The sequence below is a fragment of the Jannaschia formosa genome, assembly GCF_003340555.1.
In the GTDB taxonomy this organism is placed as follows: Bacteria; Pseudomonadota; Alphaproteobacteria; order Rhodobacterales; family Rhodobacteraceae; genus Jannaschia; species Jannaschia formosa.
Genome location: NZ_QPLJ01000006.1, coordinates 112,620 through 138,997, shown reverse-complemented (window position 1 = coordinate 138,997; position 26,378 = coordinate 112,620). Strand labels below are relative to the sequence as shown.

Here is a 26,378-nt window from a genome sequence, read left to right as displayed (position 1 = left end):
GATGCCAGGCAGGGGGACGGTGACATGCGCCGAGTAGTCGTGACCGGATTGGGAATGGTGACGCCGCTGGCCTGCGGGGTCGAGGAGACGTGGCGCCGCTTGCTGGACGGGCAGTCCGGCGCGGGCACGATCACCCGCTTCGACGCCTCGCATCTGGCGACCACCTATGCCTGCGAGATCCCGCGCGGCGACGGCAGCGACGGCACCTTCAACCCCGACGACTGGATGGAACCGAAGGAGCAGCGCAAGGTCGACGACTTCATCCTCTATGGCCTGGCCGCCGCCGCGCAGGCCGTCGAGGACAGCGGCTGGGCGCCTGGCGAGGAAGGCAAGCTGCGCACCGGGGTCATGATCGGCTCGGGCATCGGCGGGCTGGAGACCATCGCGGAGACGGCGGTGACCCTGAAGGAGCGGGGCCCGCGGCGCGTCTCTCCGTTCTTCATCCCCTCGGCGCTGATCAACCTCGTCTCGGGGCAGGTCTCGATCCGCTACGGGTTCAAGGGGCCGAACCACGCCCCCGTCACCGCCTGCGCGACAGGGGCCCATGCCATCGGCGACGCGGCGCGGATGATCATGCTGGACGATGCCGACGTGATGATCGCGGGGGGCGCCGAGGCGCCGATCTGCGAGATCGGAATCGCCGGGTTCAACGCCTGCAAGGCGTTGTCGACCAAGTGGAAGGACGACCCGACCAAGGCCTCGCGCCCCTATAGCGCGGACCGCGACGGGTTCGTCATGGGCGAGGGCGCGGGCATCCTCGTGCTGGAGGAATACGAGCACGCCAAGGCTCGCGGCGCGAAGATCTATGCCGAGGTGAAGGGCTACGGCATGTCCGGCGACGCCTATCACATCACCGCCCCGTCCGAGGATGGCGACGGCGGAGAGCGCGCCATGCGCGCCGCGTTGCGCAACGCGGGGCTGGAGCCGGGGGCCGTCGACTACGTGAACGCCCACGGCACCTCGACCATGGCCGACACGATCGAACTGGGCGCGGTGGAGCGGGTGCTGGGTGCGCATGCCTCGAAGGCCACGATGTCCTCGACCAAATCGGCCATCGGGCACCTGCTGGGCGCGGCGGGCGCGGTCGAGGCGATCTTCTGCGTGCTGGCCCTGCGCGACCAGATTGCGCCGCCGACGCTGAACCTCGACACGCCCGATGTGGAGGCGAAGATGTCGCTTGCGCCGAAGGTCGCCGAGCGGCGGAAGATCGATGTCGCGGTCTCGAACTCCTTCGGGTTCGGCGGTACGAATGCCTCGCTGGTGCTGGCGAAACCGTCTTAACTTCGGAGTGTAACCGTCGGATGTGGAAGCATATCGCCTCCAATGCGCTGACGCTGGGGATCGTCGGGATCATCGTCCTGATCGGCCTGATCCAGATCGGTCAGTCGCAATGGTCGGGTCCGGGCCCGCTGGACGAGGCGACCTTCTTCGAGGTGCCGCGCGGCGCGTCCCTGACCCGTGTCAGCGAGGCGCTCGCCGCCGAGGGCATCGTCGCCTCCGACAGCATCTTCCGGATCGGCGCGAAATATTCCGAGCGGGACGACGAGATCAAGTTCGGGACCTACGAGATCCCGGCAGGGGCAACGATGCCGGAGGTGCTGGACATCATCACCGCCGGCGGGCCCTCGGTCTTCCCCTACACGGTGACCCACGTCCTGCGCGCCTCGGGGCCGGAGGTCCGCGCGCGCGAGCGGCAGCCGGGGTCGTCGGAGGTGATCGAGATCGCGACCTTCCAGCCGGGGGTCGACCCGGTGCCCGAGGCCTATACCGAACTGGTGGCAAGCGGGGTGCCGATCACCTGGCGCGTCTCGGTTGCGCCGGGCCTCACCTCCTGGGAGGTGGTCGAGGGGCTGAAGGCGGCGGATTTCCTGACCGGGACCGAGGACCTGGCGGTGCCCGCTGAGGGGACGCTGGCGCCGGACACCTACGAGGTCTCGGAAGGCGCGGATGCGGGCGCGCTGATCGACCGGATGCAGGACGCGCAGGAACTCATCATCGCCGAGGCCTGGGCCAACCGCGCCCCGGGCCTGCCGCTGGCGAGCCCGGCGGAAATGCTGACGCTCGCCTCGATCATCGAGAAGGAGACGGCCGTCGCGGATGAGCGGGAGTTGGTCTCGGCGGTCTTCGTGAACCGCCTGAATCAGGGAATGCGGCTGCAGACGGACCCGACGGTCATCTACGGCGTCACCGGCGGGCGCGGCTCGCTGGGCCGGGGCCTGCTGCGCAGCGAGCTGGACGAGGCGACGCCCTACAACACCTACCGCATCGACGGCCTGCCGCCAGGGCCGATCGCCAACCCGAGCGCGCAGTCGATCCGCGCCGCGGTCGATCCGGCGGAGAGCGACTATATCTTCTTCGTCGCTGACGGCACCGGGGGCCACGCCTTCGCGCGGACGCTGGCCGAGCACAACGAGAACGTCGCCGCCTGGCGTGCGATCGAGGCGGCGCGGGAGTCGACGGACAGCAACTGACGGGCCGGGACGGCGCGAGTTGATGCAAAAAGGGCGGCCCGAGGGCCGCCCTTCCGTTCGAAACGCGTGCGCGATCAGTTGTCGAAGTACTGGATCGTCCGGTTCGCGGGCGCGACGATGACGATCTGACCGCCCTGATTGGTGAAGCTGAACTCCATCCCCGGAAGCGGGGTCAGGTTGAGGTCGGTCGGCTGGGTCGCCGAGATGACGGTCTCTCCGGAGATCAGCACCGGCTGCTGCCCGGCCGGACGCACGACCCGGATCGACCGGTCCCCTTCGACGCCGACAGGCAGCGCGGGGTTGGTATCGGTGACGACGACCTGGGGGAAGGCGGGCGTCGCGGCCAGGACGGCGGCGGCGAGTGCAAGCGTGACGGTCTTCATTTCCCAAAGCCCTTTCTTGGTTGAAGCCTAAGCAGACAGGGTCCGCTGTTTGGTGACAATAAGTCAATGCGCCATCGGCAGATGAGGTTCCACGGGAAATGCAAGAGGGCGAATGGTTGTGCGCCACGTTCCGCTTATCCGGGAGATTCTGTCGGTGTTTCAATGCGGAATAGAAGTTTTGCAGCTGTGCCGTTCTTCACGCTTGACCGAGCGAACGCTCTCCGGGACATTTCGATCAAGCTGAAGGAAGTGGGCGAGGCGCCGGGGTTCGGGAAGACCGAGTCGTGGCGCTCTTTCATTTTCGCGTCGTGCGGACCGGGGGAAACCTGCACGGAGCTGACCATGCAAGACGAGGTGGGAACGATCGCCGGGGCCGCGGGCCCGGGCGGGATGAAGGCGCGCGCGGAAGCGGCGCTGCGGAGCATGGAAGCGCTCCGCGAACTGGTGGATCGCAAGGTCGCGACCGTGAAGGCGTCGCCGGATTGGGATGGAAAGGATCCCGACCTGGAGCGCCTGATGCGGGAGCTGACCAGGGCCGTCATCTCGGCGGTCGACTTGGAAGGGAAGGTCCAGGATGCAGGACGGATCGAACGGGGCGGAGACGGGCTCGACCTCGACGCGGCCCGATCTGAGATTGGGCGCCGACTCGATCTGCGGGCTGCCGCCGAGGGCGCGGCAGGCGTGGCTGGAGGGGCTGAGTGACAACGCCTTGGGCGCGCTGCCCTGGCTGTTCGACTTCTGGGCTTTGCCGCATCAGTTGCCGCCCGAGGGAAGCTGGCGGGCCTGGGTGATCCTGGGCGGGCGCGGCGCGGGCAAGACCCGCGCCGGAGCCGAATGGGTCCGGACCCAGGTCGAGGGCGCGCGGCCGCTGATGCCGGGACGGGCGCGGCGCGTGGCGCTGGTCGGCGAGACCTACGAGCAGGTCCGTGACGTTATGGTGGAGGGGGAGAGCGGGATACTGGCCTGCTCTCCGCCGGACAGGAGACCCGTCTGGAAAGCGACCCAGCGCAAGCTGGTCTGGCCGAACGGGGCGGAGGCGCAGGCCTTCTCGGCGCATGATCCCGAGGCGCTGCGAGGGCCGCAATTCGACGCGGCCTGGGTCGACGAGCTGGCCAAATGGAAGCGCGGGCAGGAGACCTGGGACAACCTTCAGTTCTGCCTGCGGTTGGGCGACGATCCTCGGGTTGTCGTGACGACCACGCCGCGGAACGTGGAGGTTCTGAAGGAGGTGCTGGCGCGGCCGACGACGGTCACGACCCATGCGCCGACCGAGGCCAACCGGGCGCATCTGGCGAGGCCGTTCCTCGACGAAGTGCGGGCGAAGTACGCGGGCACGCGGCGGGGCCGGCAAGAGCTGGACGGGGTGCTGCTGGAAGACATGGAAGGCGCGTTCTGGACGACGGCGCGGCTGGACGCGCTGCGGGTTGAGGCGGTGCCCATCTTCGACCGGGTCGTCGTGGGTTTGGACCCGGCCGTCAGTTCGGGCGGGGCGTCTGACGAGACCGGAATCGTGGTCGTCGGCGCCGTGACGAAGGGGCCGCCGAAGGATTGGCGGGCCTGGGTGCTGGAGGACGCGACCGTGTCCGCTGCCTCGCCCATGAAATGGGCCGAGGCGGTGGCCGGGGCATATGGCCGCTGGAACGCCGATCGCGTCGTGGCCGAGGGCAACCAGGGCGGCGAGATGATCGAGGCGGTGCTGCGGCAGGTGGCGCCGCTGGTGAGCTACCGGAAGGTGACGGCGCGCCACGGCAAGGGCGCGCGGGCGGAGCCGGTTGCGGCGCTCTATGAGCAGGGCCGGGTGCGGCATCTGCGGGGGCTGGGCCTGCTCGAGGACCAGATGTGCCGGATGGGCGCGACGGGCTATCAGGGCCGAGGGTCTCCGGACCGGGTCGACGCGCTGGTCTGGGCGCTGTGGGACGCGATGCTGGACCCGGCGCGGATGAAGTCCGGGCCACGGGTGCGGATGCTGTGACGGCGGGATGGACATGACGAGGAGGGCGCCCCTGGAGGCGCCCTTCTTCTTGGCGGAAGCACGGAAAGGACGGCCGATGTTCGGATTTGGCAGGAAGGATGAGGCGCCGCGCCAGGCGAAGGCGTCGGCGGCGGGGCGGGTCATCGGCTGGGGCTCGGTCGGACGCAACGTCTGGTCGCCTCGGGACGACGTCTCGCTGGCGCGCGCGGGCTTCACCTCCAACCCCGTTGGGTTCCGCGCAGTGAAGCTGATCGCTGAGGCGGCCGCGGCGGTGCCGCTGGTGGTCGGCGACGGGACGGCGCGGTTCGACGTACATCCGGTGCTGGACCTCCTGCGGATGCCCAACGGGGCGCAGGGCCGGGCGGAACTGTTCGAGGCGCTGTTCGGGCAGCTGCTGCTGTCGGGCGACGCCTATCTGGAGGCGGTCGGGCCGGGGGGCCTGCCGCTGGAGCTGCATGTCCTGCGCTCGGACCGGATGTCGGTGGTGCCGGGGCCGGACGGCTGGCCCATGGCCTATGACTATTCGGTGGGCGGTCGGTCGCATCGCTTCAAGGTGGGCGAGGTGTCGCCGGTGCTGCATGTCCGCAGCTTCCACCCGCAGGACGACCATTACGGGCTGTCCCCGATGCAGGCGGCGGCCTCGGCCATCGACGTGCACAATGCGGCCTCGGCCTGGTCGAAGGGCCTTCTGGACAACGCGGCGCGGCCATCGGGCGCGATCGTGCATCGCAGCGATGTGCCGCTGTCGCCGGAGCAGTTCGACCAGCTGTCGGCGGCGCTCGAGTCGAACCATCAGGGCGCGCGCAACGCGGGCCGGCCGATCCTGCTGGAGGGCGGGCTCGACTGGCAGCCGATGGGGCTGTCGCCCTCGGACATGGAGTTCCAGCAGACCAAGGCGGTCGCTGCGCGCGAGATCGCGACGGCCTTCGGCGTGCCGCCGATGATGCTGGGGATCCCCGGCGACGCGACCTATGCCAACTATGTCGAGGCGAACCGGGCCTTCTATCGTCTGACGGTCATGCCGCTGGTGAGCCGGGTCGGGGACGCCCTGTCGCGCTGGCTGTCGCAGCACTCCGGCGAGACGCTGCGGGTCGAGCCGGACCGCGACCGGGTTCCCGCGCTGCAGGCGGAGCGGGACGCCGAATGGGCTCGGGTGGCGCAGGCCGACTTCCTGACCGATGCCGAGAAGCGGGAGATGCTGGGTCTGACGCCGCTGGGGGATGCATGAGCGCCCCGCGCGGGGGGTCGCGCTTTCTCTACGATCCGTTCGACGCCGCCAATGCCCGGATCGAGGCCAACGAGCGCGTGCTCGAGGAGCGATGGGAGGGGCTGACCTTCCGGCTGCGGCATATCGAGGGAATGCTGGAGCGACTGGAGCGGCGGCTCTGGCTTGCGGTGATGGGCGTGGCCGGAACGGTCCTGGCCCAGGGCGTGACGTATCTCATCCAACTGTAGGAGGGGCCGATGGCCTTGGAACGGAAGTTCGCGCACGGGGAAGCCTCCGTGCGGCTGGAGGACGGTGTCCGCATCACCGGCTACGCCTCCTGGTTCGGCGTCGAGGACTCCGGTCGCGACGTGGTGGCGCCGGGCGCCTATTGCGACAGTCTGGCGCGCGCCAGCACCGAGGGGCGCGGCATCAAGATGCTGTGGCAGCACGACCCCACGCAGGTGATCGGCGTCTGGGAGCGTGTCGAGGAGGACGCGCGCGGCCTGCGGGTCGAGGGACGGCTGCTGAAGAGCGTCGAGAAAGCGCGCGAGGCGGCGGCGCTGCTGGAGGCCGGGGCGTTGGACGGGCTGAGCATCGGCTACACCGTCAAGCGCGCCACGAAGGACGGGCAAGGGCGCAGGCTTCTGCAGGAACTGGAGCTTTGGGAAGTGTCGCTGGTCACGTTCCCGATGCTGCCCAGTGCGCGGGTGGGGGCCAAGGCGGACCCCCTGCGCGACGTCGCGCAGGCCATTCGGGCCGCGCGTCTAGAGCTGGCGCGCGACTGACGCCGCCCAACCCTTTCCAGAGGAGAGACCCCAATGAGCCATGACGGCGTCGGCGAAGTCGCCGAGGCGCTGACCGGACTGGTCAGCGATCTCAAAGGCTTCCGCAAAGAGATTACCCAGAAGATGCAGCAACAGGAAGAGCGCCTGACCATGTCCTACAAATCCCACCGCCCGCAACTGGAAACCGCCCGGTCGGCCGAGGCCCCGCACCAGAAGGCGCTGGACCTCTACCTCCGATCCGGCGACGACGACGGGCTGCGCGCGCTGGCGCTGGAAGGCAAGGCGATGAACACCGCCGTCTCGGCCGAGGGTGGATATCTGATCGACCCGCAGACCGCGCAGACCGTCGCCTCGGTCCTCAATGGCGCGTCGTCGATCCGGGCGGTCGCCAACGTCGTGAACGTCGAGGCGAGCTCCTACGACGTGCTGGTCGACCATACCGAGCTGGGCAGCGGCTGGGCCACCGAGACCGCGCCCGCGACCGAGACCGACACCCCAGTCTTCGACCGCATCTCGATCCCGCTGCACGAGCTGTCGGCGATGCCCAAGGCGTCGCAGCGCCTGCTCGACGACGTGGCCTTCGACATTGAGGGCTGGCTGGCCGGGCGCATCGCCGACAAGTTCGCCAGCGCCGAGGCGGCGGCCTTCGTCTCGGGCGACGGGATCGACAAGCCGACGGGCTTCCTGACCTATACCGCCGTTCCGGATGCGAGCTGGAGCTGGGGCGAGATCGGCTATGTCGCCACCGGCGCGGCGGCGGATTTCGACTCGGACGCGCCGGCGGATGCCATCGTCGACCTGGTCTATGCGCTGGGCGCCAAATACCGCGCCAATGCGACCTTCGTCATGAACTCCAAGACGGCGGGTGCGGTGCGCAAGATGAAGGACGCGGACGGGCGGTTTCTTTGGACCGACAGCCTGCAGTCGGGTCAGCCGGCGCAGCTGATGGGCTATCCGGTGCTGATCGCCGAGGACATGCCCGATGTCGGCACCGGCACCCACTGCATCGCCTTCGGTGATTTCGGTGCGGGCTACACCATCGCCGAGCGGCCGGACCTGCGCGTGCTGCGCGACCCGTTCTCGGCCAAGCCGCATGTCCTGTTCTACGCCACCAAGCGCGTGGGCGGGGACGTCACCGACTTCTCGGCGATCAAGCTGCTGAAATGCGCGATCTCGTGACGGAATAGCGGGCGCCGCGGCGCCCGTGACCGACCCCGCCGCCGGACCAACCGGCGGCGGGCGGCGAGGTCGGCGGCCTTCGGCTTTGGTCCGCACGCTCGGCCTGTCGGCCTCGTCACATGTGATCCCACGAAATCCCGGGAGGGCCGGATGGTCTTGATGGTTCTGGAAACCGAGGCGTTGGCGGATGTCGCGCTGCCGGTGGCGCAACTGGCCACCCATATGCGGCTGGCCGAAGGCTACGGCATCGTGCCGGGTCAGGAAGATCGGCTACGGCTGCGGCTGCGCGCCGCGATCGGCGTGATCGAGAAGCGGCTGGGCCTGCTTCTGATCGCGCGCGAGGTGGTGCTGACGGGGCCGGGCGGGGCGGCGCGCATGGCTGTCCCCGTCGGGCCGGCGGCGTCGCTGATCTCGGTCGAGCAGGAGCTCGGCAGCGTGACGACGGTGCTGGCAGGCGCGGTGCTGAGCCAGGAGGACACGTTTGGCCCGGTGCTGGAGCTGCCGCAGGCGCCGACCGCCGCGGCACGGCTGCGCGTCGTGCTGCGGGCGGGGTTCGGCAGCTGGGACTCGGTCCCGCCGGAGCTGGCGCAGGCCGTGCTGGGCTGGGCGGAGGCGCTTGACCTGGGCGAGCCCGCCCCGAGCGCCATCGAGCGGCTGATCTCTCCCTGGCGGACGCTGCGCATCGGAGCGCGGGTCTAATGGCCCGGCATCTGCCGCGCCGACTGGTCCACGAGGTTCCCCTCCGCGTCGAGGACGGGGCCGGCGGCTGGGTCCAGAGCTGGGAGGCGCGGGGTGCGCATTGGTGCGAGGTCCGCATGCGCTCGGGCGACCTCAAGGCGACGGAGTTCGGACGCACGCCCCGGCTGGGCGTGCGGATCCTGACCCATGCGGTGCCGCAGGACCACGTGGCCCGGCCCTGGCCGGGTCACAGGCTGACCGACGGGCTGCGGCGCTACATCGTCGACGCCGTCCAGGAGAGCGATGCGGGAGGGCGATTCATGACCATCCTTGCCGCCGAGGAGGTCACGCAATGAGTTACGCGATGGGCGCGAGCCTGCAGACCGCGGTCTACACCGCGCTCGCCGCCGATCCGGCGCTTGGCGCGATGCTGGGAGGCGCCGTCTACGACGCCGTGCCGCAGCGGGCGCCCGACCTGTTCGTGGCGCTGGGACCCGAGGACGTGGCCGGGCGCGACGACATCTCGGGCCGGGGCGCGCGCCACGATCTGCGGGTCAGCGTCGTCACCAAGCGCGAGGGATATTCGGCGGCGAAGGCGGCGGCGGTGCTGGTCTCGGACGCGCTGCTGTCGGCGGAGCTGGTGCTGACGCGCGGGCGGCTCGTTTCGCTGCGATTCCTGAAGGCGCGGGCGCGCCGCGACGAGGGCGAGAACACGCGGCGGATCGACCTGTGGTTCCGCGCGCGGCTGGACGAAGACAATTCCTGAGGAGTGGGACGATGGGTGTACAGAGCGGCAAGGACCTTCTGCTGAAGGTAGATCTGGACGGCACGGGCGACTTCGCCACGATGGCGGGGCTGCGCGCGACGCGGCTGACCTTCAATTCAGGCGCGATCGACGTGACCTCGCTGGAGAGCGCGGGCGGCTGGCGCGAGTTGCTCGGCGGCGGCGTGAAGACGGCGGCGATCCAGGGGTCGGGCGTGTTTCGCGACGCGGCCTCGGACGCGCGGGCGCGGACATTGTTCTTCGACGGCGCGATGCCGGTCTTCCGGGTCATCATCCCCGATTTCGGGACCGTCGAGGGGACGTTCCAGATCACTTCGCTCGAATATGCGGGCAGCCATGACGGTGAGGCCACCTACGAGATCGCCCTGGCCTCGGCCGGCGCGCTGAGCTTCGCCGCGCTTTGACGGGCGACGGGAATCCCTGGGCGGGGGAGGTCGCGCTGGTGCTCGACGGAGAGCGGCGGGTGCTGAAGCTGACGCTCGGCGCGCTGGCCGAGCTGGAGGCGGCGATGGAGGCGGACAGCCTCGTCTTCCTTGTCGAGCGGTTCGAGACCGGCGAGTTCGCGGCGCGCGACGTGGCGGCCCTGTTGGTGGCAGGGCTGCGCGGCGGCGGGTGGCAGGGCACGGCGCGCAATCTACTGGACGCCGAGATCGAGGGCGGCCCGCTGGAGTGCACCCGGGTCGCCGCGCTGCTGCTGGGACGCGCCTTCGCGCTGCCCGGCGGATGAGCGCGGGCTTCGACTGGCCGGTGCTGATGCGCGCCGGGATGCGCGGGCTGGGACTGAGCCCCGCCGCTTTCTGGGCGCTGACACCGGCGGAACTGGCCTTCCTGCTGGGCGAGGGCGACGGGCGGATGCCGATGGACCGCGCCGGGCTGGACGCCTTGGCAGCGCGGTTTCCTGACGGAGGAGAGATGTGATGGATCAGGACGCGGGTAGGTTCGGCGACGAGCTGGACGCCCTGGAGGAAAAGCTGGGGGGCGGGCATCTCGTCATCTCGCGCTTCACAAAGGAGTTGGGGTCGCTGGAGCGGCAGATGCTGTTCACCCAGCGCGAGGTGAGGGGCCTGTCGCGCAGCTTCGGCGGCAGCCTGAAGCGGGCCTTCGACGGGGTCGTCTTCGACGGCCTGAAGCTGTCGGACGCGCTGAGCGGCCTGGCCCGTTCGATGGTCCACGCGACCTACAACGCCGCCATGAAGCCAGTCCAGAACGCGCTGGGCGGCGCGCTGGCCCATGGCGCAAGCCGGATCCTGCCATTCGAGGCCGGCGGCTCTTTCGCGCAGGGGCGGGTCATGCCCTTCGCGTCGGGGGGCGTCGTCTCGGGGCCGACGACCTTCCCGATGCGCGGCGGTCTGGGGCTGATGGGCGAGGCCGGGCCGGAGGCGATCATGCCTCTGAAGCGCGGCGCCGACGGGCGGCTGGGGGTCGAGATGTCGGGCGGGGGCGGACGCGTCACCGTGAACATGAACATCTCGACGCCGGATGTCGCGGGTTTCCGCCGGTCACGCAGCCAGGTCGCCGCCGAGATGTCGCGGGCGCTGGCCCGCGGCGCGCGCAATCGCTGAGGAGACGAGCATGGCCTTTCACGAGATACGATTTCCGACGCAGCTGTCCTTCGGCAGCGTCGGCGGACCGGAGCGGCTGACCGAGATCGTGACGCTGGCGAACGGCCACGAGGAGCGCAACACGCCCTGGGCACATTCGCGCCGGCGCTACGACGCGGGGATCGGCATGCGCTCCCTCGACGACCTGGCGGAGCTGATCGCCTTCTTCGAGGCGCGGCGGGGCCGGCTTTACGGCTTCCGATGGAAGGACTGGACGGACCACCTGTCCTGTGCGCCTTCGGCGCAGCCCGGGTTCGAGGACCAGCTGATCGGGACGGGCGACGGGGTGACGGTCGCGTTCGGCCTGAGCAAGACCTACACTTCGGGGGGCGAGAGCTATGTCCGCCCGATCTCCAAGCCGGTCGGGGGCAGCGTCCGCGTCGGTGTCGGCGGCAGTGAACTGGTCGAGGGCGCGGGGTTCTCCGTCGACGTCGCGACCGGGACGGTGACGCTGGACGAGGCGCCGGGGATCGGCGTGGCGGTGACGGCGGGGTTCACATTCGATGTGCCGGTGCGCTTCGACGCGGACGCAATCCGGATCTCGGCGGCGAGCTTCCAGGCGGGCGAGGTGCCCGACGTCCCGGTCGTGGAGCTGCGGACATGAGCGCGTTGCTGAGCCGCTTCGAGGGCGGGACGAGCACGATTTGCCGCGCCTGGGTGCTGACGCGGACCGATGGCCAGGTCTTCGGCTTCACCGACCACGACGTTCTGCTGACCGTCGATGGCACGGTCTGCGCCGCCGCTTCGGGCATGTCCGCGGGCGCCCTGGAGGGTGCGACCGGCCTGTCGGTGGACAACACCGAGGCGGTCGGCGCGCTGAGCCACGACGGGCTGACCGAGGCGGACATGCGGGCCGGGCGTTGGGACGGGGCGACGGTCGTCGCCTATCTGGTCGACTGGCGGCTGCCCTCGGCCTTCGAGATCGTGTTCCGCGGGACGCTGGGCGAGCTGACGATGGCGGACGGCGCTTTCACGGCGGAGTTGCGCAGCCTGTCCGAGGCGCTCAATCGCGTGCGGGGACGGCTCTACCAGCCGCGCTGCGACGCAGTGCTGGGAGACGGGCGCTGCGGTGTTGATCTGGGCGATCCCGCGTTTCATGTGGAGGTCGAGTTGACAGCGGTCGAAGCGGGGCGGGTGCTGAGCTTGCCGGCGCTGGAAGGATTTTCCGACGGCTGGTTCCTGCGCGGGCGTCTGACGGTCCTGGACGGGCTGGCGGCGGGGCTCGTCGAGCAGGTCAAGTCGGACGAGCGCGTCACGGGCGGGCGGCGGGTCGAGCTGTGGGCCTCTCTCGGTGCTGAGCTCCGGGCAGGGGACCGAGTGCGGATCGAGGCCGGATGCGACAAGCGCGCGGAAACCTGCCGCGAGCGGTTCGCGAACTTCCTCAACTTCCGGGGCTTCCCGAACATCCCGGGCGACGACTGGCTGATGGCCTACCCGAGCTCCGGCAGGAGGAACGACGGAGGCCGGTTATGAGCCGCATCGTCACGGAGGCACGGCGCTGGATCGGGACGCCTTACGTCCATCAGGCCTCGGTACGCGGGGCGGGGACGGATTGCCTGGGGCTGATCCGGGGCGTCTGGCGGGCCGTCCATGGCGTCGAGCCGGAGGTGGTGCCGCGATACTCCGCCGATTGGGCAGAGCCGCAGGGCGACGAGGTGCTCTGGCAGGCGGCGGGACGGCACATGGTCCCGGTGGCGCGGGGGCGGGCGTTCCAGCCCGGCGAGTGCCTGTTGTTCCGGCTGCGCGACGGGAGCGTGGCGAAGCACTTGGGCATCGTCGGCGAGGCGGGCGCGGCGCCGAGCTTCATCCATGCCTATAGCGGGCAGGGCGTGGTCGAAAGCCCGCTGTCCCGCCCCTGGGCGCGCCGGATCGCGGCACGCTTCGATTTTCCCGCCTGAGCGCGGACAGGAAGGACCAAGACATGGCTACACTCGTTCTCGGAGCGGCGGGCGCCGCCATCGGCGGAAGCCTCGGCGGAGCGGTCCTGGGGCTGAGCGCGGCCGTGATCGGTCGCGCGGCGGGCGCCACGCTGGGCCGCGCGCTGGACCAGCGCATCCTCGGGAGCGGGGCGGACGCCGTCGAGCACGGGCGCATCGACCGCTTCCGCCTGACCGGCGCGGCGGAGGGCGCGGTCATTCCCCGGGTGACCGGGCGGATGCGGATTGGCGGGCAGGTCATCTGGGCGAGCCGCTTCAAGGAGACCCGCTCGACAACGGGCGGGGGCGGAAAGGGGGCACCAAAGGCGCCGAAGGCGACCTCGTTCAGCTACTCGGTGTCCTTCGCACTGGCGCTTTGCGAGGGAGAGATCCGCCGGATCGGACGGATCTGGGCCGATGGCGAAGAGGTTGCGCGCGACAGCGTGCCGTTCCGTCTCTACCACGGGGGCGAGGACCAGCAGCCCGACGCGCTGATCGAGGCGATCGAGGGGCAGGGCAACGCGCCCGCCTTTCGCGGCACGGCCTATGTGGTGATCGAGGATCTTGAGCTTGCCCGCTTCGGCAACCGGGTGCCGCAGTTCTCGTTCGAGGTCGTCCGCGACGCCGACGCGCCGGAGCTGGGACCCGCGGTGAGCGACCTGATCCGGGGAGTCGCCATCGTGCCCGGCACCGGGGAGTACGCACTGGCGTCGAGCCAGGTGCATTTCGATCACGGGAACGGGGTCGGGGACTCGGCCAACGTCAACACCGTGCAGGAGGTCTCGGACTTCGAGGTTTCCATGCGCGACCTCGTGGAGGAGCTTCCGAATGTTGGCGCGGCGTCGCTGGTCGTGTCCTGGTTCGGGGACGACCTCAGATGCGGGACTTGCAGCTTGCGACCCCGTGCCGAGCAGGCCGAGATCGACGGCACGCCGATGGCGTGGCGGGTCAGTGGGCTGGACCGCTTGGCGGCCGGGACCGTGCCGCAACTGGAAGGGCGTCCGCTTTACGGCGGAACGCCGGCAGACGATGCCGTCGTGGAGGCGATCCGCGGATTGGCGGATCGCGGGCTGGACGTGACCTTCTATCCGTTCATCCTCATGGATCAGCTTGCCGGTAACGGGCTGCCCGACCCTTGGGGCGGCACCGAACAGCCTGCATTGCCCTGGCGGGGGCGGATCACGACCGCGATCGCTCCGGGGCGGCCCGGGACGACGGACCGGACGACGGCCGCCCGGGCCGAGGTCGACGCGTTCTTCGGGACGGTCCGGGCCTCCGACTTTACCTTGGACGACGGGGCCGTGTCCTATGGTGGTCCCGCAGAATTCACCTATTCGCGATTCATCCTGCATTACGCGGCGCTCTGCGCGGCTGCCGGCGGCGTCGAGGCGTTCTGCATCGGGTCGGAGATGCGGGCGCTGACTCAGATCCGGGCGGACGGAGACAGCTTCCCGGCCGTCGAGAAGCTGGTCGAACTGCTTGAGGAGGTGCGCAGCCTGCTGCCCGACGCGAAGCTGAGCTACGCGGCGGATTGGTCGGAGTATTTCGGGTATCATCCCGAGGACACCGGAAACGTGCATTTCCATCTCGATCCGATCTGGGCGCATCCCGATTGCGACTTCGTCGGGATCGACAATTACATGCCGCTGTCCGATTGGCGCGACGGGGCCGAGCACGTGGACGCGGGCTTCGGAAGCATCCTTGCCCCGGCCTATCTTCGAGCCGGTGTCATCGGGGGCGAGGGCTACGACTGGTACTATCCTGATCGGGCGGCGAGGGACGCGCAGGCGCGTTCGGCGATCACGGACGGCGCGTATGGCGAGCCCTGGGTGTTTCGCTACAAGGACCTGCAGGGATGGTGGTCCAATCCCCATCACGACCGGATCGGAGGCCAGAGGGCGGCGCAGCCGACCGACTGGGTGCCCGGATCGAAGCCGTTTCGGTTCACGGAGTTCGGATGCGCGGCGATCGACAAGGGGGCCAATCAGCCCAACAAGTTCCTCGACCCCAAATCATCGGAATCACGCCTGCCCTACTATTCCAACGGACACCGCGACGACGCGATGCAACATGCCTATCTGGAGGCGACGCTGGGGGTATGGGGCGAGTCGTCCAACAATCCGGTCTCGGCGCTTTACGGCGCGGCCATGATCGATCTCGATCACAGCTTCGTCTGGGCCTGGGACGCGCGGCCGTGGCCCACTTTCCCGGAACTTCTGGATTTCTGGTCGGACGGCGCGAACTACGCGCGCGGGCATTGGGTGAACGGGCGGAGCGGCGTTCAGTCCCTGGCGCAGGCGATCACGGAGATCTGCCGCGAGAGCGGCCTGACGGAAATCGATGTCTCGGGCGTGCGCGGCATCCTGCGCGGCCATGAAGTCAATGAGGTGCAGTCGGCGCGGGCCGACCTCCAGTCGCTGCTGCTGGCCTACGGGGTGGAGGCGGTCGAGAGCGGAGGGCGTCTCGTCTTCTCGATGCGCACCGAGGCGAAGGCCCACGATCTGGAAAGCGAGGCGTTGATCCGGCGGAGCGGGGCGGTCCTGACGCATCAACGCGCTGCGAGCTCCGAGGTGCCCGGACGGGTGCGGGTCGGTCATGTCGACGCGATCGGTGCGTTCGAGACGCGGATGGCCGACGTGGTTCATCCCGGGGCCGGCGATCTTCCGGTGGACGAGAGTGCGCTGCCCCTGTCGCTGACGACCGGGGAAGGCCATGCGCTGGCCGAGCGCTTCCTCGCCGAGGCCCGCGTCGCGCGCGACGGGATCGAGTTCGGGCTTGGGCCTTCGCGGAGGGACGTAAGGGCCGGTGATCTCATCCGGCTGGACGGGGCCGAGGACACGTGGAGGATCGACCGCGTGCGGGACGACGGTGCACGCTTGGTCACGGCGCAGAGGGTCGAACGGGGACCCTATCGGACGAGTGACGGTGAAAGCGATGTCGTCGCGAAGGTCCGTCCGGCTGCGCCACTGCCCGTCGACGTCCTGTTCCTCGATCTGCCGCTACTGACGGGCAGCGAGATCGCCCATGCACCCTATGTCGCCGCGGCGTCGCTGCCTTGGCCGGGATCTGTCGCCGTGCATGTCGGGGTCGAGGACAGCGACTACAGGCTCGATACCGTGCTGGACGTTCCGGCAGTCCTTGGCACGACGCTCTCGGCGCTCCCCCGCGCATCGCCGGCACGATGGGACAGGGGGGAGGAGTTGCTCGTGCGCCTGTCGGGCAGTGGCTTGCAGTCTGTCTCGGACGTGGCGCTGCTGTCGGGCGCGAACGCGCTGGCGATCGGCGCCGGTGGGCCAGCCGGGTGGGAGGTCTTCCAGTTCCGGGACGCCCGCCTGGTCGAGCCGAATGTCTGGGCGCTGTCGATGCGGCTGCGCGGGCAGCGCGGAACGGATGCGGTCATGCCCGAGGTCTGGCCGGTAGGGTCGCGGGTGGTGCTGCTCGACGGCGCGACGGGGCAGATCGGCTTGGCGCTGGACGCTGTCGGCCTGCCGGGTCACTACAGGATCGGTCCGGCGCGGCTTCCGCTCGATCATGCAAGCTTCCTGCATCGCGAAGTGGTTGCCGCGGGGAACGGGCAGCGGCCGTTCTCTCCGGTCCATGTGACGGCGCGCTGGAACGGCGGAGACCTGTCCGTCTCATGGACGAGGCGAACCCGGGCGCCTGGCGGGCACTGGGGCACCGTAGACGTGCCGATGCTGGAGAGCGCGGAGCGGTATCGCGTGGAACTGCTCGATCAGGGGACGGTCAGGCGCCGGGTCGACCTGTCCGCCAGCTCCGCCACGTTCACCGCGGCGGAACTGAACGAGAGCGGCCTGACCGGGCCGACTTTCGAGTTGAGGGTCTGCCAACTCTCCGACCTCGTCGGCGAGGGGCATTGGGCCGGACTGACGCTCTCGTGAAGAATGGCGCGCGGTGTCTTATCAACGTTGTCCAAACGGACTAGGTCTGGGGCACCACAAGCCGCGAGGTGAGCCATGCCCCGGACCGAAGCCAGCATCCGTTCCGTCGATTTCGTCTGGGAACAGGCGTTGAACGAGGCCGCTGCCGCAATCACGGCGGAACCGCTGCTGGGCGGCCTGATTCATTCCTCGATTCTGCATCACGCCTCGCTCGAGAGCGCCCTTGCGCATCGCTTCGCGCAGAAGCTCGCCTCGCCGGAGATGGGCGAGCAGCTGCTGCGAGAGATCGCCGACAGCGCCTATGCCGGAGATCCCGATCTGGGACAGGCGGCGCGGGCCGACATCGTCGCCGTCTACGAGCGCGATCCCGCCTGCCACCGGTTCCTTCAGCCTCTGTTGTTCTTCAAGGGCTTTCAGGCTGTTCAAGCCTACCGTATCGCGAACTGGCTGTGGCGGCAGGGGCGGCAGGATCTGGCCTATTTCGTCCAGATGCGGGTCAGCGAGGCGTTCGGGGCCGACATCCATCCCGGCGCGCGGATCGGGCGGGGGATCATGATCGACCACGCCCACTCGATCGTCATCGGCGAGACGGCGGTCGTGGGCGACAATGTCTCGATGCTGCATTCGGTGACGCTCGGCGGCACCGGCAAGGAGCATGACGACCGCCATCCGAAGATCGGGAACGGCGTGCTGATCGGGGCGGGCGCGAAGGTGCTCGGGAACATCCGCGTCGGCCATTGTTCCCGGATCGCGGCTGGCTCCGTCGTGCTCGAAGACGTTCCGCCGATGAAGACCGTCGCGGGCGTGCCCGCACGGATCGTCGGCGAGGCGGGCTGTGCCCAGCCGTCCGTCATGATGGATCAACTGATCGGCCTGCGGGCCACGGATTGAAGGAAAGGGGCCCTGCGGCCCCTTTCCCGCATCAGGCCAGCATCATCATCGGGCTTTCGAGGTTCTCGGCCAGCGCCTTGAGGAAGTCCGCCCCGAGCGCGCCGTCGATCACCCGGTGATCGACGCTGAGCGTGACCGACATGACCGTCGCCGCCGTGATTTCCCCATCCGAACCGATCACCGGCTTCTTCACGCCCGCCCCGACCGCGAGGATCGAGCCGTGCGGCGGGTTGATGACCGCGTCGAAATTGTCGATCCCGAACATTCCCAGGTTGGAGATCGCGAAGCTGCCGCCCTGATATTCATGCGGCGCCAGCTTGCGTTCCCGCGCGCGGGTGGCGAGGTCCTTCATCTCGGCCGACAGGGCCGAGAGCGACTTCTGGTGGGCATCCTTCAGGACCGGCGTGAACAGCCCGCCCTCGATGGCAACGGCGACCGCCACGTCCGAGGGCTTCAGCTTCAGCACCCGGTCGCCGGCCCAGACGGCGTTGGCATCGGGCACCTGCTGCAACGCCAGCGCCCCGGCCTTGATGATGAAGTCGTTGACCGACAGCTTCACGCCCCGCCCTTCGAGCTGCTTGTTGAGCTGGCTGCGGAACTTGAGCAGCGCGTCGAGCCGGATCTCGCGGCGCAGGTAGAAATGCGGGATCGTCTGCTTGGCCTCGGTCAGGCGCGCGGCGATCGTCTTGCGCATCCCGTCGAGCTTCACCTCCTCGAACTCCCGACCCTCGTACATCTTCATGACGGTCTCGGCGGCCATGCCCGCGGCCATCGGAGGCTTCTGCCCCTCCGTCGCGGCGGGTTTCGGCGCCTCGGCGGCGGTCTTGGCCGTCTCGGGCTTCACCTGGCTTGGCTGCGCCTTCTCGACATCGGCCTTCACGATCCGGCCGCGCGGGCCGGAGCCCTTGATCTGGCTGAGGTCGAGTCCCTTGTCCTTCGCGATCCGCCGCGCGACGGGCGTGGCGAAGATGCGTTCGCCTTTCGAGGCGGGGGCAGGGGCAGGAACTTTCGTCTCGAATTCCGCTCCGCCTTCCTCGCGGCCATAACCTTTCTGCGGCTCGGTCTTGCCAGAGGGTTCAGCCGGCGCCGCATGGGACGATCCGTCCGATGACGCGCTGTCGATGGCCGAGGCGTCCTCGCCCTCCTCCAGCAGCACGGCGATGGGCGAGTTGACCTTCACGCCCTCCGTCCCTTCCGCCACGAGGATCTTGCCGACGATGCCCTCGTCGACAGCCTCGAATTCCATCGTGGCCTTGTCGGTCTCGATCTCGGCCAGCAGGTCGCCCGAAGAGACGGTGTCCCCTTCCTTCACCAGCCATTTCGCGAGCGTTCCCTCCTCCATCGTCGGAGAGAGCGCGGGCATGAGGATTTCTGTCGCCATGGTGTCAGGTCCTCACTTGTAGGTCACGCTGCGGACGGCCTCGACGACCTCGTCCGTGGTCACAAGCGCCAGCTTCTCGAGATTGGCGGCGTAGGGCATGGGTACGTCCTTGCCGGTGCAGGTCACGACCGGCGCGTCGAGATAGTCGAAGGCACGCTGCATGATGGTCGAGGCCATGTGGTCGCTGAAGCTGGCCACCGGGAAGCCTTCCTCGACCAGCACACAGCGGTTGGTCTTCATCACCGAGGCGAGCACGGTCTCGTAGTCGCAGGGCCTCAGCGTCCGCAGGTCGATGACCTCGGCTTCGATCCCGTCGGCGGCCAGTTTCCCGGCCGCCTCCAGCGCATAGGTCATGCCGATCCCCCAGGACACGATGGTCACGTCCGACCCCTCGCGCCAGATGCGGGCCTTGCCGAAGGGCACGGTGAAGTCGTCCAGCTTCGGCACCTCGAAGGACTTGCCGTAGAGGATCTCGTTCTCGAGGAAGATCACAGGGTTCGGGTCGCGGATCGCCGTCTTCATCAGGCCCTTCGCGTCCGAGGCCGAGTAGGGCATCACCACCTTCAGCCCGGGGATCGACGCATACCACGCCGCGTAGTCCTGGCTGTGCTGGGCGCCCACCCGGGCCGCCGCGCCGTTGGGCCCGCGAAACACCATCGGCGCGCCCATCTGCCCGCCCGACATGTAGAGCGTCTTGGCCGCCGAGTTGATGATCTGGTCAATGGCCTGCATCGCGAAGTTGAAGGTCATGAATTCGACGATCGGGCGCAGGCCGCCGAAGGCCGCGCCGACGCCGATCCCGGCGAAGCCGTGCTCGGTGATCGGCGTGTCGATCACGCGCCTCGCGCCGAACTCGTCCAGCATGCCCTGGGTGATCTTGTAGGCGCCGTTATACTCGGCGACCTCCTCGCCCATGATGAAGACGCTCTCGTCGCGGCGCATCTCCTCGGACATGGCGTCGCGCAGGGCCTCGCGGACGGTCTGGGTGACCATCTCGGTGCCTTCGGGCCAGTCGGGAGAGGCCTTGGATTTCGGCGTCGGCTCCTCCTCGGCGACGCGGGCGGGGGCCTTCTCGGGCGCCTTGCCGCGCGGCTCGTCCGCGGCGGGCTTGGCCTCGTCACCGCCGCCGCCTGCGGGCGCCGCGTCCTCGACGGCGGAGGCGTCCTCGCCCTCTTCCAGCAGGACCGCGATGGGCGAGTTGACCTTCACGCCCTCCGTGCCTTCGGCCACGAGGATCTTGCCGATGGTGCCCTCGTCCACGGCTTCGAACTCCATCGTGGCCTTGTCGGTCTCGATCTCGGCCAGGATGTCACCGGAGGAGACGGTGTCGCCCTCCTTCACCAGCCACTTGGCCAGGGTGCCCTCCTCCATCGTGGGAGAGAGGGCGGGCATCAGGATTTCGGTCGCCATTCTCAGTATTCCTCCCGCAGTTCGAGGCGACGCTCGATCCGGTCCAGTCTGTGTTCGAACGCAGCCAGCTTGGCGTCGCTATGCGATTGGGTCAAAAGCGAGGCTGCAATCGGCTGCTTTTGTGCGCGCATTTCCCCGAACATGAAGCGCATGTCGTCGGTCATCCGGTCGATCCGGCCATCCAGGCGACCCAGCTTCTCGTCCATGCCGTTCAGCCGCTCCAGGACGAGGTTGATCGGCTCCTCCCCCATCACGCCGTCTCCTGCGGCACCTCGTCCGCGTAGATGTCGGTCCAGAGCTCCTCCAGAGCAGGCTCGGGGCTTTCCTTGGCGAACTCGGCGCTCTCGTTGACGATGTCCTTCACCTCCTTGTCGACGGCCTTCAGGTCGTCTTCGGTTGCGTGGTCGCCGGTCAGAAGAAGCTGGCGGATCATCTCGATCGCGTCCCGCTCCTCGCGCATCTTCTGGACCTCGTCCCGCGTGCGGTACTTGGCCGGGTCGGACATCGAGTGACCGCGATAGCGGTAGGTCTTGATCTCCAGGATGTAGGGACCCTTGCCCGCGCGGCAGTAGGCGACGGCCCGGTCGCCCGCGTCCTTGACCGCCAGCACGTCCATTCCGTCGACCTCCTCGCCCTCGATCCCGTAGGCGGCGCCTCGTTCCCAGTAGGACGGCGAGCGGGTCGAGCGCTTGGTCGAGGTGCCCATCGCGTACTGGTTGTTCTCGATGACGAAGATCGCCGGCAGGTCCCAGATCTCGGCCATGTTGTAGGTCTCGTAGACCTGGCCCTGGTTGGCCGCGCCGTCGCCGAAATAGATGAAGGTGACGTTGTCGTTGCCCTTGTACTTGTCCGAGAAGGCAAGCCCCGCGCCCAGCGGCACCTGCGCCGCGACGATGCCGTGCCCGCCGTAGAAGTCCTTCTCCTTGGAGAACATGTGCATCGAGCCGCCCTTGCCCTTGGAGTAGCCGCCCTCGCGGCCCGTCAGCTCGGCCATGACGCCCTTCGGATCCATGCCGCAGGCCAGCATGTGGCCGTGATCGCGGTAGGAGGTGATGCGCTTGTCGCCCGGCTTGGCCGCGGCCTCCAGCCCGACCACCACGGCCTCCTGCCCGATGTAGAGATGGCAGAAGCCGCCGATCAGGCCCATGCCGTAAAGCTGGCCCGCCTTCTCCTCGAAGCGGCGGATCAGGAGCATGTCCTTGTAATACCCAAGCAGCTCCTCGGCGCTGACATTGGGTTTCGCCTTGGCGGTTGTCTTGCGCGCTGCCATTGGGTTCCTCCGGTCGCGAGAACGTTCAACGTTAAACAATGGTCTAGCGCGCGTGTTTGTCGATGGCAAAGGTCGAGCCGGTCAAACTTGCGCCCGTGTCGCAACCCGTTCGTCCGGAAGGGAAAGGATCCTACTCGACGATGATCTCGTCGGTCCGCGCGACGCCCAGCACGGCGCGCGCGCGCTCGTCGAGCAGGTCGAGATCGAGGAAATCGTCCGACAGCCGAGTCGTCCGGTCCGCCATCCGTTGCGCCTGCGCGGTCAGCAGCGCGAGCTCCGCCTCCAGCGTCTGCCGCTCCGCTTCCAGCTCGACCCGGCGCAGCGCGCCATATTCTCCCTGGACGGCGGCGAAGATGAAGTAGAGGGCGAAGCCCAGCAGGGCGACGGGAAGGATCAGGCCGGGGCCCGGAGCTATGCGTCTGGTCGACATGTCGGTCCTGCACGTGCGGGCCTCTGGCGGGCCCGTTCGGCCGCACCATGCCAGAGCCGGGGGAATCTGTCAGTCCCCGTGGCAGTTAGGGCGCGCGCCGTTGCGCGCCCGCCACGGCCCGCGATCAGCCCGCGACCGACGCGTCGCGGATGCTGTCGATCGTGGCGCCCAGCGTCGTGTCGAACTCGGCCTCGGACTGCTGGTCCGACAGGCCTTCGGTCAGCGCGCGGCTGAAGCTGGCGATGACGCCCTTGTTCTGTGCGAGCCGCGCATTGGCCTCGTCGCGCGAATAGCCGCCCGACAGGGCCACCACGCTCATCACCTGGGGATGGTCGACCAGCGGCCGGTAGAAGTTCGCCTCCTCGGGCAGGGTCAGCTTCAGCATGATCTCCTGCCCGTCCTCCAGCGTGCCGAGATGCTTCAGGATCGCGTCGCGCAGCATGGCCTCGGCCTCTGCCTTGTCGGCGATGGAGATCGTGACCTCCGGCTCGAGGATCGGCACCAGCCCGTGGGCCATGACCTGGCGCCCGACCTCGAACTGCTGGGCGACGATCGCCTCGATGCCCTCGGCATTCGCGGCGTCGATCACCGACCGCTCCTTGGTGCCGAAGATCCCCTTCTCCTTCGCGCGTGACAGGGTCGCGTCGAGCCCCGGCATCGGCTTCATCAGCTTGACGTCGTTCGCGCCGTCCTCAAGCCCCTTGTCGATCTTGAGGAAGGGAACGACGCCTTTCTTCTCCCACAGGTACTGCGCCGCCGGCATGCCGTCGAAGTCGCGATCCATGGTCTGCTCGAACAGGATGGCGCCGATCACCTTGTCGCCGGTGAAGGCGGGCGACATGACGATGCGCGAGCGCATCTGGTGGATCAGGTCGAACATCTCGTCTTCGGAGGAATAGCGGTCCTCCTCGATCCCGTAGAGCCGCAGCGCCTTGGGCGTGGAGCCCCCGGACTGGTCGAGGGCCGCGATGAAACCTTGGCCCGCGCGGATCTTGGCGGCTTGGTCGATGGTGCTCATGGGGTCTCCTCCGGGGCGCGACAGAACGCCCTTGGCCTAAGCCGGGCGCGGCCCTGCGGCAAGGCCGTGATTGCGCTAACGCGTCCGCGCCTCGTCGGGATCACTCCGTTCCGCCGGTCCAGGCGGAGAGCGCGACCTCCGCCACCTCTTCCGAGATCGCCGCCCAGGTCGCGGCGTCCTTCTCCGGAATGGCGGCGTCGATCCGCTCCAGCAGGCGGGCCGCGCCGCCATCGCCCCGCGCCGCGGCCAGCGAGGCATAGAGCGTCGCCGCCCGCAGGCTGCGCACCGCACCGATTCCCGAATAATGCGCCTGCGCCCGCGCGGCGAGTTCGCGGACCGGCGCCGTCAGGGCGTTTCGGTCTGGCACCGGCGTGTGCGAACCCTGGATGCGGATGCGGGTGACGAAGTCGAGCTCCCGCTCCAGCCGGTCCAGCACCGCCCGCGCGCCGGGCGCGGCGTCGCGGCCCGCCAGCAGCGCGGCGCCATAGGCGTCCTCCGGCGCGCTCGCCGCCACGGCCTCGGCCATGGCCAGCATCACCTCTCCATCCTGTTCCGGCAGGTCGGACAGCAGGCCGATCCCGCGCTGCACCGCGCGCGGCGCCCCCTCGCCGGTCAGCAGTGCCAGCCCGACTGCGCGCCGCTGCTCGGCGGGCAGGGTGTCGGGTGCGGTGATCGCCTGCGCAACCAGGTCGGGCGCCAGCGCCGCGCGCTCGGCGGAGGGGACCTGGCGGACCACCGGCATCAGCAACTCGATCAGGTCGAGCGGCGAGCCTTCGAAGCTTGCGGGGTCAAGGAATAGCGGCTCCGAGGCCGGGAAGCCGGTCTCGATCACCAGCCGGGTGGGCTCGGCCACGAAGGTCGCCCAGCCCTGCGCGACCTCGGTGACGAAGGTCTTGCCGTGCTTCGGCAGCACCCCGCCCTCGGCCTGCTGACTGAGGCTGGCGCTCAAGGCTTGGGTCATCGCCGCCCCGGCGGAATTCGGGTCGGTAAAGGGCGGGGGCAGGAAGCCGCGCGCCATCTCCCACCCGCCCAGATTCTCGAGGGTCAGCGAGGCCGCGCCCAGATCGCCGCTCAGTTCCGGCTCCGGCTCCGGCTCCTCGCCGTCGCCCTCGGGATCGTCGGCGCCGTCGCCGGCCCAGAGCGTGACGTAGTCGAAATCGGCGTCTACCGTCGCGGCCAGCACGCCCTCCAGGCTGGTCGACAGCCGTGCCCGCATCGACGCGCTGGGCATGTCATAGACGAGGTCGAGCACCGCTTCGGGCAGGTAGAGCCCTTCGGGCCCGAGCATCGCCGCCACCGGCCCCGCATCCGGGGGCAGGCAATCAGGCGCCAGCGTCACCGCCCGCGCCGCCACGGTCATCTCGACGCGATCGAGATCGAACGGATCGCCGGTCCTGACCTCCATCCCGCCGATCCAGACGTCGCAGACCTCCCCGCCGGTGATGTTGTCGTAGAGCGTGACCGCAAGGTCGTCGATCGCGACCGTGCCCGATGCGAGCGAGACCGAAACGCTGGAATAACGCAGGTCCATCTGCGAGCGCAGCGCCATGATCCCCGCGCGCACCATCGAGGCCGCCAGCCGGTCGGGATGGATCAGCTCCCACAGCGACCGTTCCTGCGCCGAGGCGGGCAGGGCGGCGGTCAGGGCGAGGACGGACAGGGCGAGGCGGCGCATGACGGAAACTCCAGGGGCCAGCGATGCCGCCAGCCTAGGTGCGCCCGTGCCGCCCTGGCAAATCCTTTCAGTCCGACAGGGCCGCCACGCCGGGGAGCGTCTTCCCCTCCATCCATTCGAGGAAGGCGCCGCCCGCCGTCGAGATGTAGGTGAAGTCGCCGGCCACCCCCGCCTCATTCAGCGCGGCGACCGTGTCGCCCCCGCCGGCTACCGACACCAGCCTGCCCTCCGCCGTCAGCTTCGCCGCATGGCGCGCGGCGGCGGCGGTAGCCGCGTCGAAGGGCGCCATCTCGAAGGCGCCGAGCGGACCGTTCCAGATCAGCGTGGCGCAACCGTCGAGCACCGTCCGGATATGCGCGACCGAGTCCGGCCCCGCGTCGAGGATCATGTGCCCCTCGGGCACCTCCTCGGCCTTGACGGTCACGGTCGGCGGGTTGGCGCGGAACTCGGTGGCGCAGACCACGTCGCGCGGCAGCAGGATCGCGCAGCCCGCCGCCTCGGCCCTGGCCGCGATCTCGCGCGCGGTGTCCAGAAGGTCGTGCTCGCAGAGGCTCTTCTGCACGTCGAACCCTTGGGCGGCGAGGAAGGTGTTCGCCATGCCGCCGCCGATGATGAGGTGCTGCACCCGTCCCACGAGGTTGCCCAGAAGGTCCAGCTTGGTCGAGACCTTGGCCCCGCCGACCACGGCGGCGACCGGGGGCGTCGGATCGCCCAGCGCCTTCTCCAGCGCCTCGAGCTCGGCCTGCATCAGCCGACCGGCGCAGGCGGGCAGCATCCGCGCCAGCGCATGGGTCGTGGCATGGGCGCGGTGGGCGGCCGAGAAGGCGTCGTTGCAGTAGACGTCGCCGATCGAGGCAAGGCGCTTGGCGAAGCCCTCGTCGTCCTTCTCCTCACCGGGGTTGAAGCGGACGTTCTCGAACAGCAGCACGTCGCCCTCGGCCATCTTCGCCACGGCGTCGCCATAGCCGCCGTCGACGAAGCCGACCTCGCGGCCAAGCGCGGCGCTCAGCGCGGGCACGACCTGGCGCAGCGACATCTCGGGCACGACCTTGCCCTTGGGGCGCCCGAAATGGGCGAGCAGCACCGGCTTGCCGCCCTTGGCGATAATGTCGTTCACCGTCGGCACGATCCGGTCGATCCGGGTCGTGTCGGTCACGCGCCCGTCCTCGACCGGCACGTTGATGTCCACGCGGATCAGGACGACCTTTCCCGAAAGGTCCATGTCGTCGAGCGTCTTGAAGGCCATGTTCGTCTCCGGCTGGGGGCGTCGTCATGCCCTCCTATCAAGCCAGGGCGCCGGGCGGAAGCGACGGACCCGGACGCCAGCGGCCCCCGCCCCGGAGCGCCGGCCGAAGCCCGTCCGAAACCGCGCCGACAAGGCGGGACCGATCGCGGCTCTGGGGACCACTGCCTGAGCAACGCTGCAAG

At 69.3% G+C, this 26,378-nt stretch carries 29 protein-coding genes; 20 read left to right on the top strand and 9 right to left on the bottom strand.

The annotated features are described in order from the left end of the window. Positions 1 to 24 precede the first annotated feature (24 nt). The gene (gene fabF, locus DR046_RS08995) at positions 25 to 1,281 is read left to right on the top strand and encodes a beta-ketoacyl-ACP synthase II (RefSeq protein ID WP_115382045.1); all 1,257 of its coding nucleotides are present in this window, start codon (positions 25 to 27) and stop codon (positions 1,279 to 1,281) included. Positions 1,282 to 1,301: 20 nt separating this feature from the next. Continuing rightward, the gene (gene mltG, locus DR046_RS08990; protein WP_115382044.1) at positions 1,302 to 2,471 is read left to right on the top strand and encodes an endolytic transglycosylase MltG; all 1,170 of its coding nucleotides are present in this window, start codon (positions 1,302 to 1,304) and stop codon (positions 2,469 to 2,471) included. A gap of 74 nt (positions 2,472 to 2,545) precedes the next feature. Here the strand turns inward: mltG and DR046_RS08985 are convergent, their stop codons facing one another. Next, on the bottom strand, positions 2,546 to 2,854 hold the full coding sequence (locus DR046_RS08985) for a hypothetical protein (RefSeq protein WP_115382043.1): 309 nt from the start codon (positions 2,852 to 2,854) through the stop codon (positions 2,546 to 2,548). Between the two features lie 186 nt (positions 2,855 to 3,040). Between DR046_RS08985 and DR046_RS24180 the strand changes: the two genes are divergently transcribed. The 18 genes from DR046_RS24180 (at position 3,041) to cysE (ending at position 17,766) form a co-directional block, all read left to right on the top strand. Further along, positions 3,041 to 3,556, top strand: a complete 516-nt coding sequence (locus DR046_RS24180) for a hypothetical protein (protein WP_245190882.1) — start codon at positions 3,041 to 3,043, stop codon at positions 3,554 to 3,556. Further along, positions 3,483 to 4,826, top strand: coding sequence for a DNA-packaging protein (locus DR046_RS08980; protein WP_370815947.1), 1,344 nt, complete (start codon positions 3,483 to 3,485; stop codon positions 4,824 to 4,826). Before DR046_RS24180 ends, DR046_RS08980 begins: the two co-directional genes overlap by 74 nt. Before the next feature lie 76 nt (positions 4,827 to 4,902). After that, complete coding sequence (locus DR046_RS08975; protein ID WP_115382041.1) at positions 4,903 to 6,054, top strand: phage portal protein; 1,152 nt, start codon at positions 4,903 to 4,905, stop codon at positions 6,052 to 6,054. Beyond that, on the top strand, positions 6,051 to 6,281 hold the full coding sequence (locus tag DR046_RS08970) for a GTA head formation protein, RCAP_rcc01685 family (RefSeq protein ID WP_115382040.1): 231 nt from the start codon (positions 6,051 to 6,053) through the stop codon (positions 6,279 to 6,281). Before DR046_RS08975 ends, DR046_RS08970 begins: the two co-directional genes overlap by 4 nt. 9 nt (positions 6,282 to 6,290) lie before the next feature. Continuing rightward, entirely contained in the window at positions 6,291 to 6,818 is a 528-nt protein-coding gene (locus DR046_RS08965) for an HK97 family phage prohead protease (protein WP_115382039.1), read from the top strand. 33 nt (positions 6,819 to 6,851) lie between these two features. Further along, positions 6,852 to 7,997, top strand: coding sequence for a phage major capsid protein (locus DR046_RS08960; protein ID WP_115382038.1), 1,146 nt, complete (start codon positions 6,852 to 6,854; stop codon positions 7,995 to 7,997). A gap of 150 nt (positions 7,998 to 8,147) precedes the next feature. Continuing rightward, positions 8,148 to 8,696, top strand: coding sequence for a head-tail connector protein (locus DR046_RS08955; protein ID WP_115382037.1), 549 nt, complete (start codon positions 8,148 to 8,150; stop codon positions 8,694 to 8,696). Continuing rightward, positions 8,696 to 9,031 carry a head-tail adaptor protein gene (locus DR046_RS08950; RefSeq protein ID WP_115382036.1) on the top strand — a complete coding sequence of 112 codons (336 nt, stop codon included), beginning with the start codon at positions 8,696 to 8,698 and terminating at the stop codon, positions 9,029 to 9,031. The genes DR046_RS08955 and DR046_RS08950 overlap by 1 nt, the downstream gene beginning before the upstream one ends. Then, positions 9,028 to 9,441, top strand: a complete 414-nt coding sequence (locus tag DR046_RS08945) for a DUF3168 domain-containing protein (protein WP_115382035.1) — start codon at positions 9,028 to 9,030, stop codon at positions 9,439 to 9,441. Before DR046_RS08950 ends, DR046_RS08945 begins: the two co-directional genes overlap by 4 nt. 11 nt (positions 9,442 to 9,452) lie before the next feature. Beyond that, positions 9,453 to 9,863 carry a phage major tail protein, TP901-1 family gene (locus DR046_RS08940; RefSeq protein ID WP_115382034.1) on the top strand — a complete coding sequence of 137 codons (411 nt, stop codon included), beginning with the start codon at positions 9,453 to 9,455 and terminating at the stop codon, positions 9,861 to 9,863. Next, the gene (locus DR046_RS08935; RefSeq protein ID WP_115382033.1) at positions 9,860 to 10,186 is read left to right on the top strand and encodes a gene transfer agent family protein; all 327 of its coding nucleotides are present in this window, start codon (positions 9,860 to 9,862) and stop codon (positions 10,184 to 10,186) included. Before DR046_RS08940 ends, DR046_RS08935 begins: the two co-directional genes overlap by 4 nt. Continuing rightward, positions 10,183 to 10,377 carry a rcc01693 family protein gene (locus DR046_RS08930; protein ID WP_115382032.1) on the top strand — a complete coding sequence of 65 codons (195 nt, stop codon included), beginning with the start codon at positions 10,183 to 10,185 and terminating at the stop codon, positions 10,375 to 10,377. The genes DR046_RS08935 and DR046_RS08930 overlap by 4 nt, the downstream gene beginning before the upstream one ends. Beyond that, positions 10,377 to 11,021, top strand: a complete 645-nt coding sequence (locus DR046_RS08925) for an RcGTA-type gene transfer agent tail tape measure protein (RefSeq protein ID WP_115382031.1) — start codon at positions 10,377 to 10,379, stop codon at positions 11,019 to 11,021. Before DR046_RS08930 ends, DR046_RS08925 begins: the two co-directional genes overlap by 1 nt. 10 nt (positions 11,022 to 11,031) lie before the next feature. Further along, complete coding sequence (locus DR046_RS08920) at positions 11,032 to 11,664, top strand: DUF2460 domain-containing protein (RefSeq protein WP_115382030.1); 633 nt, start codon at positions 11,032 to 11,034, stop codon at positions 11,662 to 11,664. Beyond that, positions 11,661 to 12,533, top strand: a complete 873-nt coding sequence (locus DR046_RS08915) for a phage/gene transfer agent baseplate hub protein (RefSeq protein ID WP_115382029.1) — start codon at positions 11,661 to 11,663, stop codon at positions 12,531 to 12,533. Before DR046_RS08920 ends, DR046_RS08915 begins: the two co-directional genes overlap by 4 nt. Then, positions 12,530 to 12,958, top strand: a complete 429-nt coding sequence (locus DR046_RS08910) for an NlpC/P60 family protein (RefSeq protein ID WP_115382028.1) — start codon at positions 12,530 to 12,532, stop codon at positions 12,956 to 12,958. Before DR046_RS08915 ends, DR046_RS08910 begins: the two co-directional genes overlap by 4 nt. Positions 12,959 to 12,981: 23 nt before the next feature. Then, the gene (locus DR046_RS08905; RefSeq protein ID WP_115382027.1) at positions 12,982 to 16,875 is read left to right on the top strand and encodes a baseplate multidomain protein megatron; all 3,894 of its coding nucleotides are present in this window, start codon (positions 12,982 to 12,984) and stop codon (positions 16,873 to 16,875) included. 75 nt (positions 16,876 to 16,950) lie between these two features. Next, complete coding sequence (gene cysE / locus DR046_RS08900) at positions 16,951 to 17,766, top strand: serine O-acetyltransferase (RefSeq protein ID WP_115382026.1); 816 nt, start codon at positions 16,951 to 16,953, stop codon at positions 17,764 to 17,766. A gap of 31 nt (positions 17,767 to 17,797) precedes the next feature. Here cysE and DR046_RS08895 read toward each other — a convergent pair whose 3' ends face one another. The 8 genes from DR046_RS08895 to DR046_RS08855 all read right to left on the bottom strand — a co-directional run bounded on the left by DR046_RS08895 (position 17,798) and on the right by DR046_RS08855 (position 26,196). Next, positions 17,798 to 19,147 carry a pyruvate dehydrogenase complex dihydrolipoamide acetyltransferase gene (locus DR046_RS08895; RefSeq protein ID WP_115382025.1) on the bottom strand — a complete coding sequence of 450 codons (1,350 nt, stop codon included), beginning with the start codon at positions 19,145 to 19,147 and terminating at the stop codon, positions 17,798 to 17,800. A 12-nt stretch (positions 19,148 to 19,159) separates the two neighbouring features. Further along, the gene (locus DR046_RS08890) at positions 19,160 to 20,557 is read right to left on the bottom strand and encodes a pyruvate dehydrogenase complex E1 component subunit beta (RefSeq protein ID WP_115382024.1); all 1,398 of its coding nucleotides are present in this window, start codon (positions 20,555 to 20,557) and stop codon (positions 19,160 to 19,162) included. A 2-nt stretch (positions 20,558 to 20,559) separates the two neighbouring features. Continuing rightward, the gene (locus DR046_RS08885) at positions 20,560 to 20,808 is read right to left on the bottom strand and encodes a hypothetical protein (protein ID WP_115382023.1); all 249 of its coding nucleotides are present in this window, start codon (positions 20,806 to 20,808) and stop codon (positions 20,560 to 20,562) included. Then, a complete protein-coding gene (gene pdhA, locus DR046_RS08880) occupies positions 20,808 to 21,827 on the bottom strand; it encodes a pyruvate dehydrogenase (acetyl-transferring) E1 component subunit alpha (protein WP_115382022.1) in 1,020 nt (339 codons plus the stop codon). Before pdhA ends, DR046_RS08885 begins: the two co-directional genes overlap by 1 nt. Positions 21,828 to 21,957: 130 nt before the next feature. Beyond that, positions 21,958 to 22,257 carry an FtsB family cell division protein gene (locus tag DR046_RS08875; protein WP_115382021.1) on the bottom strand — a complete coding sequence of 100 codons (300 nt, stop codon included), beginning with the start codon at positions 22,255 to 22,257 and terminating at the stop codon, positions 21,958 to 21,960. 124 nt (positions 22,258 to 22,381) lie between these two features. Continuing rightward, complete coding sequence (locus tag DR046_RS08870) at positions 22,382 to 23,275, bottom strand: fructose bisphosphate aldolase (RefSeq protein ID WP_115382020.1); 894 nt, start codon at positions 23,273 to 23,275, stop codon at positions 22,382 to 22,384. Positions 23,276 to 23,375: 100 nt separating this feature from the next. Beyond that, positions 23,376 to 24,950, bottom strand: a complete 1,575-nt coding sequence (locus DR046_RS08865) for a hypothetical protein (protein ID WP_167767016.1) — start codon at positions 24,948 to 24,950, stop codon at positions 23,376 to 23,378. 67 nt (positions 24,951 to 25,017) lie between these two features. Further along, entirely contained in the window at positions 25,018 to 26,196 is a 1,179-nt protein-coding gene (locus DR046_RS08855) for a phosphoglycerate kinase (protein ID WP_115382017.1), read from the bottom strand. Positions 26,197 to 26,378 lie beyond the last annotated feature (182 nt).

Coding starts and splice junctions, on each gene's coding strand:
- fabF (WP_115382045.1), top strand. CDS start 25: ATGCGCCGAGTAGTCGTGACCGGATTGGGAATGGTGACGCCGCTGGCC.
- mltG (WP_115382044.1), top strand. CDS start 1,302: ATGTGGAAGCATATCGCCTCCAATGCGCTGACGCTGGGGATCGTCGGG.
- DR046_RS08985 (WP_115382043.1), bottom strand. CDS start 2,854: ATGAAGACCGTCACGCTTGCACTCGCCGCCGCCGTCCTGGCCGCGACG.
- DR046_RS08975 (WP_115382041.1), top strand. CDS start 4,903: ATGTTCGGATTTGGCAGGAAGGATGAGGCGCCGCGCCAGGCGAAGGCG.
- DR046_RS08970 (WP_115382040.1), top strand. CDS start 6,051: ATGAGCGCCCCGCGCGGGGGGTCGCGCTTTCTCTACGATCCGTTCGAC.
- DR046_RS08965 (WP_115382039.1), top strand. CDS start 6,291: ATGGCCTTGGAACGGAAGTTCGCGCACGGGGAAGCCTCCGTGCGGCTG.
- DR046_RS08960 (WP_115382038.1), top strand. CDS start 6,852: ATGAGCCATGACGGCGTCGGCGAAGTCGCCGAGGCGCTGACCGGACTG.
- DR046_RS08955 (WP_115382037.1), top strand. CDS start 8,148: ATGGTCTTGATGGTTCTGGAAACCGAGGCGTTGGCGGATGTCGCGCTG.
- DR046_RS08950 (WP_115382036.1), top strand. CDS start 8,696: ATGGCCCGGCATCTGCCGCGCCGACTGGTCCACGAGGTTCCCCTCCGC.
- DR046_RS08945 (WP_115382035.1), top strand. CDS start 9,028: ATGAGTTACGCGATGGGCGCGAGCCTGCAGACCGCGGTCTACACCGCG.
- DR046_RS08940 (WP_115382034.1), top strand. CDS start 9,453: ATGGGTGTACAGAGCGGCAAGGACCTTCTGCTGAAGGTAGATCTGGAC.
- DR046_RS08930 (WP_115382032.1), top strand. CDS start 10,183: ATGAGCGCGGGCTTCGACTGGCCGGTGCTGATGCGCGCCGGGATGCGC.
- DR046_RS08925 (WP_115382031.1), top strand. CDS start 10,377: ATGGATCAGGACGCGGGTAGGTTCGGCGACGAGCTGGACGCCCTGGAG.
- DR046_RS08920 (WP_115382030.1), top strand. CDS start 11,032: ATGGCCTTTCACGAGATACGATTTCCGACGCAGCTGTCCTTCGGCAGC.
- DR046_RS08915 (WP_115382029.1), top strand. CDS start 11,661: ATGAGCGCGTTGCTGAGCCGCTTCGAGGGCGGGACGAGCACGATTTGC.
- DR046_RS08910 (WP_115382028.1), top strand. CDS start 12,530: ATGAGCCGCATCGTCACGGAGGCACGGCGCTGGATCGGGACGCCTTAC.
- DR046_RS08905 (WP_115382027.1), top strand. CDS start 12,982: ATGGCTACACTCGTTCTCGGAGCGGCGGGCGCCGCCATCGGCGGAAGC.
- cysE (WP_115382026.1), top strand. CDS start 16,951: ATGCCCCGGACCGAAGCCAGCATCCGTTCCGTCGATTTCGTCTGGGAA.
- DR046_RS08895 (WP_115382025.1), bottom strand. CDS start 19,147: ATGGCGACAGAAATCCTCATGCCCGCGCTCTCTCCGACGATGGAGGAG.
- DR046_RS08890 (WP_115382024.1), bottom strand. CDS start 20,557: ATGGCGACCGAAATCCTGATGCCCGCCCTCTCTCCCACGATGGAGGAG.
- DR046_RS08885 (WP_115382023.1), bottom strand. CDS start 20,808: ATGGGGGAGGAGCCGATCAACCTCGTCCTGGAGCGGCTGAACGGCATG.
- pdhA (WP_115382022.1), bottom strand. CDS start 21,827: ATGGCAGCGCGCAAGACAACCGCCAAGGCGAAACCCAATGTCAGCGCC.
- DR046_RS08875 (WP_115382021.1), bottom strand. CDS start 22,257: ATGTCGACCAGACGCATAGCTCCGGGCCCCGGCCTGATCCTTCCCGTC.
- DR046_RS08870 (WP_115382020.1), bottom strand. CDS start 23,275: ATGAGCACCATCGACCAAGCCGCCAAGATCCGCGCGGGCCAAGGTTTC.
- DR046_RS08865 (WP_167767016.1), bottom strand. CDS start 24,950: ATGCGCCGCCTCGCCCTGTCCGTCCTCGCCCTGACCGCCGCCCTGCCC.
- DR046_RS08855 (WP_115382017.1), bottom strand. CDS start 26,196: ATGGCCTTCAAGACGCTCGACGACATGGACCTTTCGGGAAAGGTCGTC.